15 protein-coding genes are annotated in these 18,190 nt (G+C 61.6%); 14 read left to right on the forward strand and 1 reads right to left on the reverse strand.

Translation table 11 applies throughout. The annotated features are described in order from the left end of the window. Positions 1–11: 11 nt before the first annotated feature. The 13 genes from tolR to AB4048_RS06985 all read left to right on the forward strand — a co-directional run bounded on the left by tolR (position 12) and on the right by AB4048_RS06985 (position 16,057). Entirely contained in the window at positions 12–473 is a 462-nt protein-coding gene (tolR, locus tag AB4048_RS06925) for a protein TolR (RefSeq protein WP_442201189.1), read from the forward strand. A gap of 9 nt (positions 474–482) precedes the next feature. Next, positions 483–1,715: a hypothetical protein gene (locus AB4048_RS06930; RefSeq protein WP_442201190.1), complete on the forward strand. Its 1,233-nt coding sequence runs from the start codon at positions 483–485 to the stop codon at positions 1,713–1,715. Between the two features lie 110 nt (positions 1,716–1,825). Beyond that, complete coding sequence (gene tolB / locus AB4048_RS06935) at positions 1,826–3,133, forward strand: Tol-Pal system beta propeller repeat protein TolB (RefSeq protein ID WP_442201191.1); 1,308 nt, start codon at positions 1,826–1,828, stop codon at positions 3,131–3,133. Positions 3,134–3,289: 156 nt separating this feature from the next. After that, a complete protein-coding gene (gene pal, locus AB4048_RS06940) occupies positions 3,290–3,823 on the forward strand; it encodes a peptidoglycan-associated lipoprotein Pal (protein ID WP_442201192.1) in 534 nt (177 codons plus the stop codon). A gap of 160 nt (positions 3,824–3,983) precedes the next feature. Next, positions 3,984–4,982 carry a tol-pal system protein YbgF gene (ybgF, locus tag AB4048_RS06945; protein ID WP_442201193.1) on the forward strand — a complete coding sequence of 333 codons (999 nt, stop codon included), beginning with the start codon at positions 3,984–3,986 and terminating at the stop codon, positions 4,980–4,982. Between the two features lie 17 nt (positions 4,983–4,999). Further along, positions 5,000–6,304 (forward strand): tRNA lysidine(34) synthetase TilS, encoded by a 1,305-nt coding sequence (gene tilS / locus AB4048_RS06950; RefSeq protein ID WP_442201194.1) that lies wholly within the window; start codon positions 5,000–5,002, stop codon positions 6,302–6,304. A gap of 169 nt (positions 6,305–6,473) precedes the next feature. Beyond that, positions 6,474–8,417 carry an ATP-dependent zinc metalloprotease FtsH gene (ftsH, locus tag AB4048_RS06955; RefSeq protein ID WP_442201195.1) on the forward strand — a complete coding sequence of 648 codons (1,944 nt, stop codon included), beginning with the start codon at positions 6,474–6,476 and terminating at the stop codon, positions 8,415–8,417. A gap of 286 nt (positions 8,418–8,703) precedes the next feature. Continuing rightward, positions 8,704–10,056: a phosphoglucosamine mutase gene (gene glmM, locus AB4048_RS06960; protein ID WP_442201196.1), complete on the forward strand. Its 1,353-nt coding sequence runs from the start codon at positions 8,704–8,706 to the stop codon at positions 10,054–10,056. 230 nt (positions 10,057–10,286) lie between these two features. Further along, positions 10,287–11,369 carry a hypothetical protein gene (locus AB4048_RS06965; protein ID WP_442201197.1) on the forward strand — a complete coding sequence of 361 codons (1,083 nt, stop codon included), beginning with the start codon at positions 10,287–10,289 and terminating at the stop codon, positions 11,367–11,369. 328 nt (positions 11,370–11,697) lie between these two features. Continuing rightward, positions 11,698–12,285 (forward strand): PE-PGRS family protein, encoded by a 588-nt coding sequence (locus AB4048_RS06970; protein WP_442201198.1) that lies wholly within the window; start codon positions 11,698–11,700, stop codon positions 12,283–12,285. Positions 12,286–12,398: 113 nt separating this feature from the next. Further along, the gene (locus AB4048_RS06975) at positions 12,399–14,114 is read left to right on the forward strand and encodes a type I secretion system permease/ATPase (protein WP_442201199.1); all 1,716 of its coding nucleotides are present in this window, start codon (positions 12,399–12,401) and stop codon (positions 14,112–14,114) included. A 15-nt stretch (positions 14,115–14,129) separates the two neighbouring features. Next, a complete protein-coding gene (locus AB4048_RS06980) occupies positions 14,130–15,563 on the forward strand; it encodes an HlyD family type I secretion periplasmic adaptor subunit (protein WP_442201200.1) in 1,434 nt (477 codons plus the stop codon). A gap of 212 nt (positions 15,564–15,775) precedes the next feature. Then, entirely contained in the window at positions 15,776–16,057 is a 282-nt protein-coding gene (locus AB4048_RS06985) for a transposase (protein WP_442201201.1), read from the forward strand. 1 nt (position 16,058) lies between these two features. On the opposite strand, the gene AB4048_RS06990 is transcribed toward AB4048_RS06985, so the two are convergent. Then, positions 16,059–16,778: a response regulator transcription factor gene (locus tag AB4048_RS06990; protein WP_442201292.1), complete on the reverse strand. Its 720-nt coding sequence runs from the start codon at positions 16,776–16,778 to the stop codon at positions 16,059–16,061. 532 nt (positions 16,779–17,310) lie between these two features. Between AB4048_RS06990 and AB4048_RS06995 the strand changes: the two genes are divergently transcribed. After that, positions 17,311–18,159 carry an outer membrane protein gene (locus tag AB4048_RS06995; RefSeq protein WP_442201202.1) on the forward strand — a complete coding sequence of 283 codons (849 nt, stop codon included), beginning with the start codon at positions 17,311–17,313 and terminating at the stop codon, positions 18,157–18,159. The last annotated feature ends 31 nt before the right edge of the window (positions 18,160–18,190 follow it).

An 18,190-nucleotide genomic window follows, 5' to 3' on the forward strand; every position in this document is an offset into this window, starting at 1 on the left:
GAGAAGCGCTGATGGGTATGTCGGTTGGAGGAAAGGGTGGCGGCGGTGGCCGTCGCGGCGGACGTCGTGGCGGTGGCGCCAGAGGCGGCCCGATTTCCGAGATCAACGTGACGCCGATGGTCGACGTCATGCTCGTGCTTTTGATCATCTTCATGGTGGCTGCGCCGATGATGACGTCGGGCGTGCCGATCGACCTGCCGCAGACGCAGGCGGGTGCCTTGAACGCCCAGACGCAGCCAATCACGATTTCGGTGAAGGGCTCGGGCGACGTCTTCATTCAGGAAACGCAGATCCCGGCCGAGGAAATCGCCGCCAAGCTGCAGGCGATCGCAACGACCGGCTATAACGAGCGCATTTTCGTGCGCGGCGATTCCACCGCACCCTACGGGGTGATCGCGGACGTCATGTCGCGTATCCAGGCCGCCGGCTACAAGAATATCGGCCTGGTTACCCAGCAAAAACAGGATCATTGACGGACTGACATGAGGGGCAGCGTTGCAACATCTGTAGTTCTTCATTGCCTGGTGCTCGTTTGTGCCCTGCTGACGCTTGGAGCGCCGCAGACGCTCGATACGCCGGAAAGCGAAGCTATGCCGGTCGATCTCGTGGCCGCCGATCAGGTTCAGCAGGGCGAGAAGACCGCGACTGCGAAAGACCATTCCGCCAAGAAGCAGACGACCAAGCAGACCGTGGTCGCCGACGCGCAAAATGCCGGCGAGAACGACATCGACCTGAAGAACCCGGCAACGCCGACGGCGCGCCCGACCGACGACAACGCGGCCGCCGGGCAGAAGAAGGTCGAGACGCCGGCGCCGAAGAACGATCCGCGGACAAACGACGTCAAGACGATCGAGCAGCAGGATACCGAAGCCGCGCCGAAGGAAATGGCTGCCATCCCCCAGCAAAAGCCCGACGTGACGCCGCCGACGCCCAAGCCCGATCCGACGCCGCCGAAGGTGGAACCGACGCCGACGCCGCAGGCCGAGGCGAAGCCTGAGACGCCTCCCGCCGCGCCAAGCGAGCAGGCGGCCGAGATCCCCTTGCCGACCAGCGTTCCGTTGCCGGAGGTCAAGCCGCAGGCGCAGCCGCAAAAGACCGCGGAAAAGACGCCCGAGGTAAAGCCGGAGCCCGTCAAGCCGGAAACCAAGGCGACGGACAAGACGGTTACGCAGAGCACCAACAAGTCCCCGGACGACGGCAAGAAAAAGGACGACAAGAAGCGTGAAACCGCCAAGAGCGCAAGCGCTCAGAGCAGCGATTTCAATGCCGACGCCATTTCCGCCTTGCTCAACAAGTCGTCCTCGGCCGGCGGCGCCAAGCGCTCCAAGCAGGAGGCATCGGCCGGCGCCGATACGCAGGTAGCCTCGCTCGGCGGCAAGAAGTCGGCGGGCGGCGGCAAGCTCAGCCAGGGTGAACTGGACGGCCTGAAGAGCCTTATCCAGGGCAACTGGAACGTCGTGGCAGGCCTCGATCGCGCGTCTGAAGTGCGTGTCAAGGTCGTCATGCAACTGGATAAGTCGGGCAATATTGTCGGCGAGCCGGCGATCTCTGCGACCGGCGGTCCGGAGGGAACCCAGAGCGCCATCAGCGGTAGCGCGCTGCGCGCCGTCATGCGGTCCGCGCCGTTCAAGGACCTGCCGCTTGAGAAATTCGATGGCGACAACGGTTGGAACCAGGTCGTGCTCAACTTCGATGCGAGCGACCTGGGACTATGACGCGGGTCTTCTTCAAGAAATTGCCGCGCAACATATACGATGAGCGCAAGGGGATACCCCTAACCGCTCCCTGCGACTTTGCGCTTTGAATGCTGAAAGGCTTGGCACATATGATCAAAAATTCCTTTGTCCGCCTGCTTCTGCTTATGGCAGGTCTGATGGCGGCTTTCATCACCCCTGCCCATGCCGTGGTGGAGCTCAATATCAACAAGGGTAACGTCGCGCCGCTGCCGATCGCGATCACCGATTTCATCTCGAATGGCGACATCGGCGCGCAAATCTCGAGCGTTGTCGCCGCAGACTTGCAGCGTTCGGGTCTGTTTGCCCCGATCAACAAGGCTGCCTTCATCCAGAAGATCGACAACCCCGACGCAGCGCCGCGCTTCCCGGACTGGACGTCGATCAATGCGCAGGCGTTGGTCACCGGCCGCGTCACCCAGGAGGGAGACGGCCGCCTTCGCGCCGAGTTCCGTTTGTGGGATACCTTCGCCGGCCAGCAGATGACCGGTCAGCAGTTCTATACGCAGCCGGAAAACTGGCGTCGCGTCGCCCATATCATCGCCGATGCGATCTATGAGAAGATCACCGGCGAGAAGGGCTATTTCGATACCCGCGTCGTCTTCGTCGCGGAAAGCGGTCCGAAGACCGCCCGCAAGACGCAGCTCGGCATCATGGACCAGGACGGCTTCAATACCCGCATGCTGACCGACGGCAGCGACCTGGTGCTGACCCCGCGCTTCTCGCCGAACCGCCAGGAAGTCACCTACATGTCGTTCGCCAACCAGCAGCCGCGCGTCTATCTGCTGCAGCTGGAAACCGGGCAGCGCGAAGTGGTCGGCAATTTTCCGGGCATGACCTTTTCGCCGCGCTTCTCGCCGGATGGCCAGAAGGTCATCATGAGCCTGCAGCAGGAAGGCAACTCCAACATCTACACGATGGATCTGCGTTCGCGCACGACGACCCGCCTGACCTCGACGGCGGCCATCGACACGTCGCCGTCCTATTCGCCCGATGGCACGCAGATCGCGTTTGAAAGCGACCGCGGCGGCAAGCAGCAGATCTATGTCATGAATGCCGATGGCTCCAACCAGCACCGCATCTCGTTCGGCGACGGCTCCTATTCGACGCCGGTCTGGTCGCCGCGGGGCGATCTCATCGCCTTCACCAAGCAGTCGGGCGGCAGCTTCTCGATCGGTGTGATGAAGCCGGATGGATCGGGCGAGCGCATCCTGACATCGGGGTTCCACAACGAAGGCCCCACCTGGGCGCCGAACGGCCGCGTGCTGATGTTCTTCCGGCAGCCGGCAGGTGCCGGCGGTCCGCAGCTCTACTCGATCGATCTGACCGGTTACAACGAACAACCGATCAAGACCCCGACCTTCGCGTCCGACCCGGCCTGGTCGCCGCTGATGGAATAGTTGTCCACAAGCTGCCACGATCTCGCCGCAAACGCCTGTGACGAGATCGGTCCCCTCGGTGTCTTAGGACAAAATTAACCATAAACGTTGAATCCGGGTTAACCCAGTGCGGTTACAGTCTGGCAACCTTAATACAGTCGCAAGGAGATACCGGCCATGAGCCGACTTGACATTCCGGCATCTAGCCGCATGCAGAACTTCGCCCGCAACCCGATGATGATCGCACTTTTCGTCGGCCTTTCCCTGGCCGGCTGCGCATCCAAGAAGAACCTGCCGAACAATGCCGGCGACCTCGGCCTGAACGGCGCGGGTGCTGCAACCCCCGGCTCGGCGCAGGACTTCACGGTCAACGTCGGCGATCGCATCTTCTTCGACACCGATAGCACGTCGATCCGTGCCGATGCCTCACAGACGCTCGATCGTCAGGCACAGTGGCTTGCACGCTATCCGAACTACGCGATCACTGTCGAAGGCCACGCCGACGAACGCGGTACCCGCGAATACAACCTCGCGCTTGGCGCCCGCCGCGCCTCCGCCACCAAGGCATATCTTGCCTCGCGCGGTGTTCCGGCCGGCCGCATGAAGACGATCTCCTACGGCAAGGAACGCCCGGTTGCGACCTGCGACGATATTTCCTGCTGGTCGCAGAACCGCCGCGCGGTCACCGTGCTCAACGGCGCCGGCTCCTGATAGGCTGAAAATTACTGTGGAACAGGTGAAGGCGGTCGCTATGGCCGCCTTTACTTTATTGACCACACTTTAGCCGAACTCCGTTGCTTTTTGGGTTCGATTATAAAAATCTCCTGCCGTGCGAAAAGCGCGAAGAATCAAGGAAACAGGACGGATAAACATGAAAAGACTTGTCGTGGCAGGCATGCTTTGTCTTGCGGCGGTCGCAAGCAGTGAAAGGAACGCGTCCGCGCTGTCGCTGTTCGGGATGCATGTCGGCCCGCGCGACGCGCAGCGGGCGCCGGCTGCGCCGCCCGCCGCAACGGCCGACCGGCCGGTCGTGCTCGCCCAAAGCAGCGACGCCGAAGTTCGCCTCCAGCAGCTGGAAGACGAGATGCGCCAGCTGAACGGCCGCATCGAGGAAATGAGCTATCAGCTGCTGCAGATACAGGAGCAGATACGCAAGACCCAGGAAGACAACGAGTTTCGCTTCCAGCAGCTCGAAAAGAAGGGTGGCGGCGGCACCACGACCGTCGGTGGCGGCTCGATGAAGAAGAGCGAAGCTGACATTGCTCCGCCTGCCGCCAGCGGCAGCCAGGGAGACGATGTCGCCAACGTCATCCAGTCGCCTTCGGCCGGCGGCGACGCTTCGAGCGGCGCTTCTTCCGATCAGGGCGGCGCTGGCAAGCCGGCATCCCAGCTCGGCTCTATCCAGTTCGATCAGGCTGGAAAGGCTGTCGGGACGACCGCCAATCCCAAGCCTAACAACAGCTCGGGGGCCGCGCCCGCCTCGCTCGGCAGCGAAGGCGACAACTACAAGGCGGCCTACGGCCATGTCCTTTCCGGCGACTACAACGTCGCCGAACAGGAGTTCCGCCAGTATATCCAGAGCTATCCGAGCAGCGCGCGCTCGGCGGACGCGAACTTCTGGCTCGGCGAAGCGCTCTATTCGCAGGGCAAGTACAATGATGCCGCCAAGACCTTCCTGAATGCGCATCAGAAATACGGCACCTCGGAAAAGGCGCCGGAAATGCTTCTGAAGCTCGGCATGTCGCTTGCCGCGCTCGACAACAAGGACACCGCATGCGCGACCCTGCACGAGGTCACGAAGCGCTACCCGAAGGCCTCCAAGGCGGTCGTCACCAAGGTGGCCAGCGAAGAGAAGCGGCTCGCCTGCTGATTTCGCGCGGCGCCGCTGTGGCAGTCGAGACACCCGAGATCGCTGCCGACCGCTTTCTCGCGTCGTTTCGCGAGCCCGCCCATATTCTGGTCGCGGTCTCCGGCGGCAGCGATTCCACCGGCCTTCTCGTGACCCTTGCAGAAGGGCTGAAACGGGCCTCGCCTTCGTCCGCCATTTCGCTTTCCGCCGCCACGATCGACCATGATTTGCGCCCCGAATCCGGCGGCGAGGCGCATGAGGTTGAAATGCTATGCGCTCGGCTCGGCGTGCGGCATGTCATTCGTCGATGGGCCGGCGAGAAGCCGAAGGCCGGTCTGATGGCTGCCGCACGCGAGGCACGTTACGATCTGCTGGCGGATATCGCCTTTGACATCGGCGCCGACGTCATCGTCACGGCCCACACTTTCGACGACCAGCAGGAAACGCTGGCCATGCGCGCCGAGCGGCGCGTCATGGGCGAGGGCATGCCGGCGACGGGGGTTGCCGACGCAGTTCTCTTCGACCGGCGAATTTGGGTCCTGCGGCCGTTTCTCCATTGCCGTCGCGGCGACATCCGGGCCTATCTGAGGCACCGGGCGACAAGCTGGATCGACGATCCGAGCAACGAAGATCCGCATTATGAGCGCGTGCGCACGCGCAGGCGACTGGCGGACGATCCGGCGACGGCGTTCAAGGACGAGGGTGATCATCGCGCCCTTCTTGCAGCCAAGGCCGCCGAGTGGCTCGACGCCCATGTCGCCGTCCACGCAAACGTTCTTTGCGTGATCGGCCGCGAGGGCCTTGCCGCCGACCGCGCGGTGCTGGCCTATGCGCTTTCGCAACTGGCGGCGGTCTTCGGCGGAAAGGCTTATGGCCCGGGCCAGGCGCAGCTTGCACGCGTACTCGACTTTCTTGCCGAGGGACGACCGGACCGCCGCACCGTCGCGGGCGCGGTCTTCGATCTGCGGCGCGAGGGTCTCTATCTGATGCGCGAGAGCCGCGGCATAGCGCCGCTGCTTCTGCCACCCGGTTCAGGCGCCGTGTGGGATGGCCGCTTCGAGGTCGTCAACAACGGCAACGTCGCGATCCTGATCGAGGCCGGCGCGTCCGCCGCCGATTTTCCGTTGCCGGGTGGTATGCCGAAAGGTGCGGTGGCGCGGGCGCGGGCTGCGGCGCCGAGATCCAGTCCTGCCGAATGCGGCGGGCAAGTCTCATACACGCCGCGGTTGGCGCCCTTCGACCGTTTTCTGACCGCGTTCGATCTTGCCTTTGCCGACCGTCTGGCGGCCCTTTTCGCAAGGGCGCCTTATCGTCGCCCGGCCGGCGGGCTTGCTAGGGCGTGAATATTCGACAAGTCGTCGTTTGCGGGGTTTCGTTAGCCACGTCGAGGGGTTATTGAACCTAAAACGTATGCGGCGGCGTGGTTTGCCTTGGCATTGGCTAAGTGCAACCCTATGTTAGGCCGTAAGTAAGCGGGCGCCAGCGGGCGACCTGTTCCATGTGGGGAGTTCAATGAACCCTAATTTTCGTAATTTCGCTCTGTGGGCAATCATCGCCTTGTTGTTGATTGCCCTGTTCAGCATGTTCCAGACTGCGCCGGCACAGACAGGTTCCCGGGAAATTCCTTACTCGCAGTTCCTGCGCGAAGTGGATTCCGGACGGGTGCGCGACGTGACCGTCACCGGCAATCGCCTGGTCGGGAGCTATGTTGAAAACGGAACGACCTTCCAGACCTATGCCCCCGTGGTAGACCAGAGCCTGCTTGATCGCCTGCAGACGAAGAACGTCACGATCGCCGGCCGTCCGGAGACCGATGGTTCTTCCAGCTTCCTCAGCTATCTCGGCACGCTGCTGCCCATGCTCCTCATCCTCGGTGTCTGGCTGTTCTTCATGCGCCAGATGCAAGGGGGATCGCGCGGCGCGATGGGTTTCGGCAAGTCCAAGGCGAAGCTCCTGACGGAGGCGCATGGCCGCGTTACCTTCGATGACGTCGCCGGTGTCGACGAGGCCAAGCAGGATCTCGAGGAAATCGTCGAATTCCTGCGCGACCCGCAGAAGTTCCAGCGTCTCGGCGGACGCATTCCGCGCGGCGTCCTTCTGGTCGGCCCTCCCGGCACCGGTAAGACGCTGCTCGCTCGCGCTATCGCCGGCGAAGCCAACGTGCCCTTCTTCACCATTTCCGGTTCGGATTTCGTCGAAATGTTCGTCGGCGTTGGCGCAAGCCGCGTCCGCGACATGTTCGAGCAGGCAAAGAAGAACGCGCCCTGCATCATCTTCATCGATGAAATCGATGCGGTCGGCCGTCACCGTGGCGCTGGCCTTGGCGGTGGCAACGACGAACGCGAGCAGACGCTGAACCAGCTGCTGGTCGAAATGGACGGCTTCGAAGCGAACGAAGGCATCATCCTGATCGCCGCGACCAACCGTCCCGACGTGCTCGACCCGGCACTGCTGCGTCCCGGCCGTTTCGACCGCCAGGTCGTCGTGCCGAACCCGGACATCGTCGGCCGCGAGCGCATCCTGAAGGTACATGCGCGCAACGTGCCGTTGGCACCGAACGTCGATCTCAAGATTCTTGCCCGTGGAACGCCAGGCTTCTCCGGTGCCGACCTGATGAACCTCGTGAACGAGGCCGCTCTGATGGCGGCGCGCCGCAACAAGCGGCTCGTCACCATGCAGGAGTTCGAGGACGCCAAGGACAAGATCATGATGGGCGCCGAGCGCCGCTCTTCGGCCATGACCGAGGCGGAAAAGAAGCTCACCGCCTATCACGAGGCTGGCCACGCGATCGCCGCGCTCAACGTCGCCGTCGCTGATCCGTTGCACAAGGCGACGATCATTCCGCGCGGCCGTGCGCTCGGCATGGTCATGCAGCTCCCGGAAGGCGACCGCTATTCGATGAGCTACAAGTGGATGGTCTCGCGCCTCTGCATCATGATGGGCGGCCGCGTCGCTGAAGAACTCACCTTCGGCAAGGAGAACATCACGTCCGGTGCCTCCTCCGATATCGAGCAGGCGACCAAGCTTGCCCGCGCCATGGTCACGCAGTGGGGCTTCTCCGACGAACTCGGCCAGGTTGCCTACGGCGAGAACCAGCAGGAGGTCTTCCTCGGCCACTCCGTCTCGCAGTCGAAGAACGTTTCGGAAGCGACGGCGCAGACGATCGACAACGAGGTGCGCCGCCTGATCGACCAGGCCTACACCCAGGCGCGCAACATCCTCACCGAGAAGCACGACGAGTTCGTCGCGCTGGCGGAAGGGCTGCTCGAATACGAGACGCTGACGGGCGAAGAGATCAAGGCGCTCATTCGCGGCGAGAAGCCGGCGCGCGACATGGGCGACGATACGCCTCCGAGCCGCGGTTCCGCCGTACCGAAGACCGGTGCCAAGAAAGACGGCTCCGTCGGCGCCAAGGGCGATGAGCCCGAAGGCGGCTTTGAACCCCAGCCGCGGTAAAGGCAGACGACCCGGAAACGGGAACCGGTTTTGACGAGGGCAGTGTCAAATAATGGTTGATAAGTGCCGGACCGGCTCCCGCCTCGCGGGGGCCGGTCTTTTTTTACGGTAACGCGATATGATAGATTTTCTCGGTAATTGACGTGCCCGTCATGGCGAAATATGGCAATACTGCCCCGCGTATCCTTTGGACGCGCAAAGGTAAGGCCCTGGTGTCCATTATCCGGCGAGGGGATGTGATGGGCAGGCGCGCTTTGCGCGGCGGGCTGCAATGGCAGGAGCAAATATGAAGCGTCACTATTTTGGAACAGACGGTATTCGGGGGCAATCGAACGTCTTTCCCATGACACCGGATCTTGCGATGCGTGTCGGTATTGCAGTCGGTACGATCTTCCGCCGCGGCAATCATCGTCACCGCGTCGTCATCGGCAAGGATACGCGCCTTTCCGGCTACATGCTGGAAAACGCGCTCGTTGCGGGCTTCACTGCCGCGGGGCTCGATGCCTTCGTCCTCGGCCCGATCCCGACGCCGGCAGTGGCGATGCTGACACGCTCGTTGCGCGCCGATATCGGCGTCATGATCTCGGCGTCTCACAACCCTTACGAAGACAATGGCATCAAGCTTTTCGGGCCTGACGGATACAAGCTGTCGGACGAGATCGAGGCGGAGATCGAGGATCTCCTCGAGCAGGACCTGACCGGCCAACTGGCAAAATCCGACGACATCGGCCGCGCCAAGCGCGTCGACGGTGTTCATGACCGCTACATCGAGCACGCGAAGCGCACGCTGCCGCGTGATGTCACGCTGCAGGGCCTGAGGATTGCGATCGACTGTGCCAATGGCGCTGCCTACAAGGTCGCGCCGGCCGTGCTTTGGGAACTAGGCGCCGACGTCGTCACGATCGGCAACGAGCCGAACGGCACGAACATCAACCTCAATTGCGGTTCGACCAGCCCGGTCGCCCTGCAGAAGAAGGTCGACGAAGTGCGCGCCGACATCGGCATCGCTCTCGACGGCGACGCCGATCGGGTGATCATCGTTGACGAGACCGGCACCATCATCGATGGCGACCAGCTGATGGCGGTGATCGCCGAAAGCTGGGCGGAAAACCAGACGCTGCGCGGCAACGGCATCGTTGCGACCGTCATGTCCAATCTCGGCCTCGAACGCTTCCTCGGCGACAAGGGCTTGGAACTGGCCCGCACCAAGGTCGGCGATCGTTACGTGGTGGAGCATATGCGCCAGCACAATTTCAACGTCGGCGGCGAGCAGTCCGGTCACATCGTGCTCTCGGACTACGGCACCACCGGCGATGGCCTTGTGGCCGCGCTGCAGATTCTTGCCTGCGCCAAGCGCAGCGGCAAGCCCGTGAGCGAAGTCTGCCGGCGGTTCGAGCCGGTGCCGCAGCTTTTGCGCAACGTTCGCATTTCCGGCGGCAAGCCGCTGGAAAGCATCGAAGTGCGTCAGGCGATCGCGGACGCCGAAAACGAACTTTCGCGCAAAGGCCGTCTCGTCATTCGCCCGTCGGGCACGGAGCCGCTGATCCGCGTGATGGCCGAAGGCGACGATCGCGGCCAGATCGAGCGTATCGTCAACGATCTCATCGGATTGATCTCGAACGTCCGCACGGCCGCCTGATCGTTTTGGCGTGCAAACCCAAGGCCGGCGCCGGACGCCGGCCTTTTGTGTTTTTTGAAGCATTCCGCTGCCGCCAATGACAGCCGAATGGCTATCGCCCTCCCCAAATGGATGTAGACGAATTGCAGGCTCTTCTTTTTGCGTGCCTGGCGTCACAATGGCAGTTGATATCGGGCCGCTCTGCGCGCGCAATTCCTTAGACATGCGTGCGACGGCTTACGGAGATGGCGATGACGGAAACTCGTTCGACATCGGAAGAAGCGCCGAACTCGAGCACCAATCAGAATATTCTCTCCAGTTCCGCCGCTGGGCACTTGGCGCTGGTGCCTACCTGGTTGCCGTTGGATGTCGCGCCCGACGTTAGCCACACTTCGGCGGGCAGCGGCGGCGATGGCATTTCCATCGGTCTCATCAGTGCAACGCCGACGGCGATATTCACGCCGTCCAACGCGGCAATCGCCGGCCCGCATTCTTCGGCCGAAGCTTATCAGACCAACGATGCGATGATGCTCCAGCATGCCACTGAGATGGCTGGTCTTGGCGGCAATGGGGGTTTTGGCAACATTGCGCTCGGCGGCGGCGATGGTGAAACGCATGCCGGCAGCGGCGGCAACGGTTATTTCGTAGGCGGCATGGTCAGCGCGGACGTTGGGGTGTTTGCGCCCGTCAATACGGCAGTCGCCGTTGGGCATGGCTCTTCGGCCGTGGCGGATCAGACCAACAATGCCTTCTTCATGCAGGGCGCGACGCAGGTCGCCGGCATGGGCGGCGACGGTGGGGATCACAATCTTGCGGGCTTTGGCGGCTCTGTCAGTCCCGCAACGTCCCTCATCATGAACGGAGACGCCTACGCCGGACACGGCGGCAACGGCTATTTCCTCGGAAGTATGCTCGACGTTAACGTAGCGATCTTCTCACCGATCAACATCGCGATCGGGGCGGCAGGTGGATCGGCCGAGGCTCATCAGACGAACAATGCGATCTTCGAGCAGGGCGGCGTGCAGATCGCCGGCATCGGCGGCAACGGCGGCGGCTTCAACCTCTCCTCCGACACGATATTTACCGGCAGCGGCGTTTCCGGCGGCGGTGGGCACGGCTACGCCAACGGCAACCTCAGCGACGTCAGCGTCGCCTATTTCCACCCGATCAACATTGCAGTTGGAGGCGGGGCGGATGCCGACCAGATCGACCATGTGCTCACCGACCAGCACACGCTGCAAATGGCAGGTATTGGCGGTTCGGGCGGCGAGGGCAATCTGACCGGCGCCCATTCGGCCCTGGTAGACGACATTCTCCATTCGCTCCACGTCTAGAAACCTGGAACGCTTCCGTTTTCTTGCGAATACGGAAGCGTTCTTCTGCCTGTTCTTAAGCTGCCTGTCGCATGCGAAGGCGGATACCATACCCGCATTGTTGTTTGAGACGGTCGAAGACGCGACGGCGCCTGGATGTAACCGTTTGTCCATTTACGCAACGTTCGCCACTGCTACCCATACCCCACCCAAAGGGCCATCCCCGAATATCTAGCTAGTTCACGGGTGCAATCGCGCGCAGTGTTTCAGGGTAGTTATCTTGCCTGGCGATGGATGCTGGGTGCCGGCCGTGAAGGAACACGGACGAAATGTAAGAGGAGCTGACATTATGCCTATCCCGCAAGCATCTGACCTAATCAATCTCGACCATGTCAACGGTGGCGACGCCAGTGCCGGTAACGGCGGCAACGGCTACAACCACGGGGATATTAGCTACAATCCGGTTGTTACGGCCGCCAATGCGCAGTCGGTCAGCGGTGCTGAAACCCATCTGCACAATGGTGACCACGTCTGGCAAGGCGCCGACTGGGATGCAGGCGGTGGCGGCAACGGCGGCTTCGCTCAGGCGAAGGAAGGCTTCCTGGCCTACATCTCCAACACTGGTTCGGGCGGCCCCGGCGGCGCGGCGACCTCCAATGGTAGCCAGAACAACGCAAGCGGCGGCGACACCGCCAACGTGCACGCCGATACGACCGGCTACCAGGTCAATGATGTATTGGCCAACCAGAGTGGCACGATCCTCGCTGGCATGGGCGGCAATGGCGGCAACGGCAACTACGCAGTCGGTGGTGCCGTTACTCCCACCACGATCCACATACCAACCGACACTCATAACGATCTGACGTCGGTAACGAACACGCTCTCGAATTTCGACCTCGACCACGGTCATATCGATCTCAGCCATATCGGATCTTGATATCGAAGACGCACGGATCTGGGCCAAAGGGATCGCCATTTTGGCGATCCTTCAGTTTCGGGCGGGTGCATCGAGCCTATCAGTCAGTATCGAATGAGCCGTGAGACCTGATAATGACGACCACTTTGACGCACGCTCAACGCTCCCCGACGCATCTGGTGGTGGCCCTTCGGGCCTGCGCCGGGGCATTCGGCTTGGTCTTTCTCTATAGCTGCGGCTACAACCTTTTCCTTCTCGCTCCCTCCATTTATCTTCTGCAGATCTACGACCGTGTGCTGTCGAGCCGGAGCGCCGACACGCTGCTGATGCTGACGCTGGTCATCGCAGTCGCGGTGGTTGTAGGATCTCTCCTCGACATCGTCAGGCGAGCCGCGCTTTCTCGTATTGGCAGCTGGCTGGACCATCGCCTGCGGCCGTGCGTTCTCACCGCCTCGTTCGAGTATGCGGCGCGCGCCGACCCGGTTGCGGCGAGCGAATGCTACAGGGACCTGGCGACCTTGCGCCAGTTTCTCGATTCCCCTGCAAGCGCACTGATCTTCGACATTCCCTGGGCGCCACTATTCCTGCTCCTGCTGTTCATGGTGCATCCACTGCTGGGCGCGGTCGGCGTCTTGAGCGCCTTGGCGCTGCTGCTGCTTGCGCTTGCAACCGAGATTGCGACCCGCAGGCCGCTTGCGACGGCGAACGCCGCCCTATCCCGCAGTTACTTCCGTTTCGGAACGGCGCTGAAATACCTTTCGGTCATCCGCGCCATGGGCATGCAGGACGGCGCAGCACAGGTCGTTTATCGCGACGCCGAGGTGGCGCGCAAGGCGCAGGACAGCGCCATGCATCGCACCGAGATCATTCTCGGCTTTTCTAAGTCCATCCGGACGCTGACGCAGATCCTCGTCATGGGCGCCGCCACCTGGCTGGTGCTGGAATATGGCAGCAGCCCCGGCATCATCTTCGTTGCAAGCCTGCTGCTTGGCCGCGGCCTCGCGCCGGTCGAAGGCGCCATCGGCGCGTGGCGGGCATTCGCCTACGCTCGCAAGGCTTTCCATCGGCTGAACGGCATGCTGGCTGCCGTCGCATCGGATGCGGATGATCGGATGGTGCCGGTTCCGGAACCGAGCGGCATCGTGCTCGACAATATCGGCTACACGCTGCCCTTCGCCGCCCGCCCCATATTGAGAGGCGTGAGCATGCGGCTACTGCCGGGCGACTGCGTCGCCGTCATCGGGCCCTCGGGGGCCGGAAAGTCGACGCTCGGGCGGATCATGGCTGGGGTATTGGAGGCGTCGAATGGCTGCGCGCTTCTCGGAGGGGTCGATATATCGGCGCTGCGTCTTTGCGGCGGGGCGCGCCATGTCGGCTATCTGCCGCAGGATATCGAACTCTTCGGCGGCGCGATCAAGGACGTCATCGGGCGCTTGGACGGCGAAGATCCGGGCAAGGCAATCGAAGCGGCGAAGCTCGTCGGGCTGCACGACGCGATCATGCGGCTGCCGCAAGGCTACGAGACCGACATAGGCGAGGGCGGCGCATTGCTATTGCGCGCGCAGCGCCAGCAGTTGGGACTTGCAAGAGCCGCCTATGGAAGTCCTGCACTCGTCGTGCTCGACGACCCGAATTCGAGCCTGGACTACGAGGGCGAACGCATGCTCTTCCAAGCGATCGAGCGGATGCGGGCGCGTGGGATGATCGTCGTCATCATTACACATCGTATGGGCATCCTCCCCGTCACCAACAAGATCGCCATCCTTCGCAATGGCACGGTCGAAGCATTCGGGGAAAGCGAGCAAATCTACGACAACTTTCTTCGTCCGCCGCAGCGAAGCGTGAGCTGAGAGGATGGAGATCCAATGACCCTCGTGAACCTCGAAACAGCTACCGCCCGTTTGCAGAGCGTATCGGCTCCGCCGCCCGTTGCTGCCGGAATGGTCAGGAAGCTCCTATCCATTTCGCCGATCGGCCTGCCCGACCAGCGAGGTGTCGCGCCGGCCTCGCCGATGCCGCGGCTGCGCGGGGTTGTCTGGTTCGGCAATCTCTTGATCTGCGTCTTCGTTTTCGGCTTTGGATCCTGGTCGCTGTTGGCGCCGCTGAAAAGCGCTGCGATCGCCTCAGGCATCGTGGAGCCCGAAACAAGTCGCAAGACGATCCAGCATCTGGAAGGCGGGATCGTCAGCCAGATCCTCGTCAAGAACGGCGATGCCGTGACCTCGGGTCAGGTACTCATCAAGCTCGACGATACGAAACCGCGCTCGGAGCGCGACAGCATTCAAGGCCAGCTCTGGGATGCCGAGAGCAGCCGCGCGCGAATGTTAGCCGAACAGGACGGGCGCGATCAGATCGCCTTCCCGGCGGATCTTCAGAGTGCCGCGGAGCATGATACCTCGGTGCGGGGTATTATGATCGGGCAACAGAAGATCTTTGAGACGCGCCGCCAGGTCATGCAGGCCGAAATCGCGATCACCCACGAGAAGATGGGGCAGATCCAGAAGGAGATCATCGGTCTGTCCGCGCAGAAGGCGGCGGTTGTGGCGAGGCTGGAAATCTCCAGGCAGGAACTGGAGAACGCCATGAGCCTCGTCGCCAAGGGCGCGGAACGAAAGAGCAGACAATACAATCTCGGACGCGAGAAGGCGGAACTCGACGGGCAATTCGGCGAGCTCGAGGCGCAGATATCACGCGCTTCCCAGGAGATAGCCGAGTCCCAGGCCTATCTGGTCAAGCTTGAAAGCGATCGCATGAACGAAGTCGCGCAAGGACTGCGCGAGACGGAAAACCAGATCCTGCAATTGAGCGAGCGACTGCGCGCGCTTACCGACCAGGTTGTCAGAACCTCGATCCGGGCGCCCGAAGACGGCACGATCATCGACCTGCGCATCCATACCGCCGGCGGTATCGTCGGCGCGGGCGAACCGCTCGTTGATCTGGTGCCGCGCCGCGATCGGCTCATCGTGTCCGCGCATGTACGGCCGGAGGATATCAATCTCGTGCATTCCGGCCTCAATGCGCAGGTCCATCTCATTCCCTATAACCAGCGCCGGGTGCCGCTGCTGATGGGCATCGTGGAATATGTTTCAGCGGATCGTCTCGTCGATAAACAGACCGGGCAGCCTTATTATGCGGCGACCATCCGCGTTATCGATGAGCGCCTACCAAAATTGAAAAATGTCGAATTGGTTCCGGGCATGCCAGCCCAGACATTGATCGAAACAGGCAAGAGCAGTGTAGCGTTTTACGCGATCAGACCTCTTCTCGACAGTTTCAACCGGGCGTTCCGTGAGGACTAAGCGCATACCCCTTAAATCGGAATCGATTTAACAAACGGATTGTGCGCAAATTCATAGTGTTACTGCGACTCTTTGCGCGTCCATGTGGGTGCGGCGCAGTACAGCAGGTCGGGGCCCGCTGCTCGGAACGCGCGATAAAAAAAGGTCTTTGCGCGCGCATTCCTTCGCAACAAATCGGATCGCCGGCTTGCTTCCGTCGAAGGAACGCAGTGATGGGCAAAAGAAAATTCAACGACGAAGAAATCGTGGATATCCTGAAGGAACACCAGGGCGGCGTGACCGTGGCGGATGTCTGTCACAGGCACGGCATTAGCGAACCGACATTTTACCGCTGGCAATCTCTGCAGTTCAAGAACGTTGGCTTCGACTCCAGGCGTCTGAAGGCGCTGGAGCAGGAGAATCAGAAACTCAAGAAGCTTCTGGCCGAAGCCATGCTGACAGCCGCCACCCTCAGCGAAATGCTGGAGAAGACGACATCAAGGGGCAGCGCATAGCCTATTCGGCGGCTATGTCATGGCCGTTGGACAACTGATGACCAAGCCGGGCGACCACTTCGGTGCGATTCTGCACCTGCAATTTGCGCATGATGTGCTGCAAATGCATTTTCACCGTATGACCGGATAGATTGAGCTTGCCGGCAATCACCTTGTTGGAGCAACCGCTCTGCAACTGCGCCAGCACGTCGGCTTCGCGCGGCGTGAAGTCGGCGATCGACAGATACTGCATGCGGGCGCTGGTGATCGGCCGCTCCTCGTCGGCGGGCTTTGGCGGCTCGCGCGAAACCTCGATGAGCTCTCCGAACGGATGCGGGCAAAATACCCCTCCGGCAAGAACCAGGCGCAGCCCGGCAATCGCGATCTCGATCGGCAGCGTCGTCGTGAAGAAGCCCTTCACGCCCATCCGCAGCGCCTGCGAGGCCATGGGAATATCGTCGGTATTCGACAAAAGCGCGATCGGCGCATTCGGGAAAAGTTGCGCGATCCGCGTCAGGTCCTCGTGGACGCTCGGGCATCCGACGCTCTTGCACGCCAAATCCAGCGCAATCAGGCGCACGTCCTGCAGCTGAGCTCCTTCGAGACTCTCGGTGCAGGCCATGTCGACGATATTCCAGCCCGTCAGTTCGTTTTCGAGAAATCTTACGATGGCTGTGCGTGCAAGCGTATGATGTTCGATGACGACCACAGTTGGCGCGGTGCGTGCACCACGACGCTTCATTCCTGTATCGGTAGACACGTGTCGCCCCCAGGATTTTTGCAACCCAATCGCGCGGCAGTTTATTACCGGGCTTGCTTCATGTCATGATAATTTAGGGATTAATCCCTATCCAAACTCCCATGCAATGACGCAGATATATTAAATGTGCGTATTAGGGTTCGCCTGAGAAGGTTGGCTTTTTTGCATGAATCACAAGGTTTTGGCCCACCGACCTCGCTCATCGCCGATGTGAGACTATCGCATCGGCGATGTGCGAGGATGAGAAAGCCTGCGATATTGCATGGGACTCTTAACGTTTTTCTCGCGCCGTTCATGGGGTTGCGAGCCGTGGGGGAGGTGCGGCTTTTTGATCCTATAGCGTACAAGACCCGCATAGCCTGTCTTTAGGTCAAGTTAACGTTACCGAGCGGTAGAAAAACGTTATAAACAATTGTACTTAATTACGTTTTAACCACTACCATTCATTAATCCAAGGCATCTTCGGAGGTCGGGCCGCGACGCGGCCGGCGATAGCGATATTGGAGTTTGGATTATGATGAGAAGTGCATTCGGCGCCATCGCCGCTATCCTCGCGACGACGTCGATAGTATTTGCCCAGCCGTACCAGCCCGCCCCACCGCAGCCCGTGGCGCCGCCGGCGGAAGTCGTCGTCAGCCAGTCGAGCGGATGGTATCTTCGCGGCGATGTCGGCTATGCCTTTACGAACCTTCGCGGCGCCAGCTATTTCCAGGGCTCGAATTCCGACTACGTCGATTTTCAGAAGTCCGCGCTGGACGACAATTTCACGCTCGGCGGCGGCGTCGGTTACCAGATCAACAACTATCTGCGCACCGACCTGACGCTCGACTACCTGTTCAAGTCGAACTTCAACGGCTCGACGAGCGGCATGTGCGGATCGTGCGGCCCGGGCTTTACCTCCGTCCCGGCGTTCTCGCGAGACACGGCTTCGCTGACGGCCTTCAGTCTGCTTGCCAACGCCTATGTTGATCTTGGCACCTTCGGCGCCTTCACGCCCTATGTCGGCGCCGGTATCGGCGGCACCCACGTCAAGTGGAAGGATCTGCACGACACGAACTGCTCGGTCGCCGATCCCTCGTCCTGCGATCCGGAAGACGTTCACCGCGGTCGTGGCAGCTGGCGCTTCACCTATGCCCTGATGGCCGGTACCTCGATCGATCTCACCTGCAACCTCAAGGCCGATGTCGGCTATCGTTACCGCCATATCGAGGGCGGCGACATGTTCGAATATGCACTCGCAGGCGGCCCGGGCTACGACAAGGGCATCAACATTCACGAAGCACGCCTCGGCGCCCGTTACGTGTTCGGAGGCTGCCAGTCCGCGGCCTACATGCCGCCGGCGGATATTCCGGTCTACAAGTAAGCCACATCAGACCCAGTTCAGACCTCCAGCA

It is taken from the genome of Rhizobium sp. RAF56 (assembly GCF_052113965.1).
Taxonomy (GTDB): Bacteria; Pseudomonadota; Alphaproteobacteria; order Rhizobiales; family Rhizobiaceae; genus Rhizobium.

Excerpts from the sequence above, each read along its gene's own strand:
- pal (WP_442201192.1), top strand. The coding sequence starts at position 3,290 with ATGAGCCGACTTGACATTCCGGCATCTAGCCGCATGCAGAACTTCGCC.
- ftsH (WP_442201195.1), top strand. The coding sequence starts at position 6,474 with ATGAACCCTAATTTTCGTAATTTCGCTCTGTGGGCAATCATCGCCTTG.
- glmM (WP_442201196.1), top strand. The coding sequence starts at position 8,704 with ATGAAGCGTCACTATTTTGGAACAGACGGTATTCGGGGGCAATCGAAC.
- AB4048_RS06930 (WP_442201190.1), top strand. The coding sequence starts at position 483 with ATGAGGGGCAGCGTTGCAACATCTGTAGTTCTTCATTGCCTGGTGCTC.
- AB4048_RS06990 (WP_442201292.1), bottom strand. The coding sequence starts at position 16,778 with ATGAAGCGTCGTGGTGCACGCACCGCGCCAACTGTGGTCGTCATCGAA.
- AB4048_RS06975 (WP_442201199.1), top strand. The coding sequence starts at position 12,399 with ATGACGACCACTTTGACGCACGCTCAACGCTCCCCGACGCATCTGGTG.
- tolB (WP_442201191.1), top strand. The coding sequence starts at position 1,826 with ATGATCAAAAATTCCTTTGTCCGCCTGCTTCTGCTTATGGCAGGTCTG.
- AB4048_RS06985 (WP_442201201.1), top strand. The coding sequence starts at position 15,776 with ATGGGCAAAAGAAAATTCAACGACGAAGAAATCGTGGATATCCTGAAG.
- tolR (WP_442201189.1), top strand. The coding sequence starts at position 12 with ATGGGTATGTCGGTTGGAGGAAAGGGTGGCGGCGGTGGCCGTCGCGGC.
- AB4048_RS06980 (WP_442201200.1), top strand. The coding sequence starts at position 14,130 with ATGACCCTCGTGAACCTCGAAACAGCTACCGCCCGTTTGCAGAGCGTA.
- AB4048_RS06995 (WP_442201202.1), top strand. The coding sequence starts at position 17,311 with ATGATGAGAAGTGCATTCGGCGCCATCGCCGCTATCCTCGCGACGACG.
- AB4048_RS06970 (WP_442201198.1), top strand. The coding sequence starts at position 11,698 with ATGCCTATCCCGCAAGCATCTGACCTAATCAATCTCGACCATGTCAAC.
- AB4048_RS06965 (WP_442201197.1), top strand. The coding sequence starts at position 10,287 with ATGACGGAAACTCGTTCGACATCGGAAGAAGCGCCGAACTCGAGCACC.
- ybgF (WP_442201193.1), top strand. The coding sequence starts at position 3,984 with ATGAAAAGACTTGTCGTGGCAGGCATGCTTTGTCTTGCGGCGGTCGCA.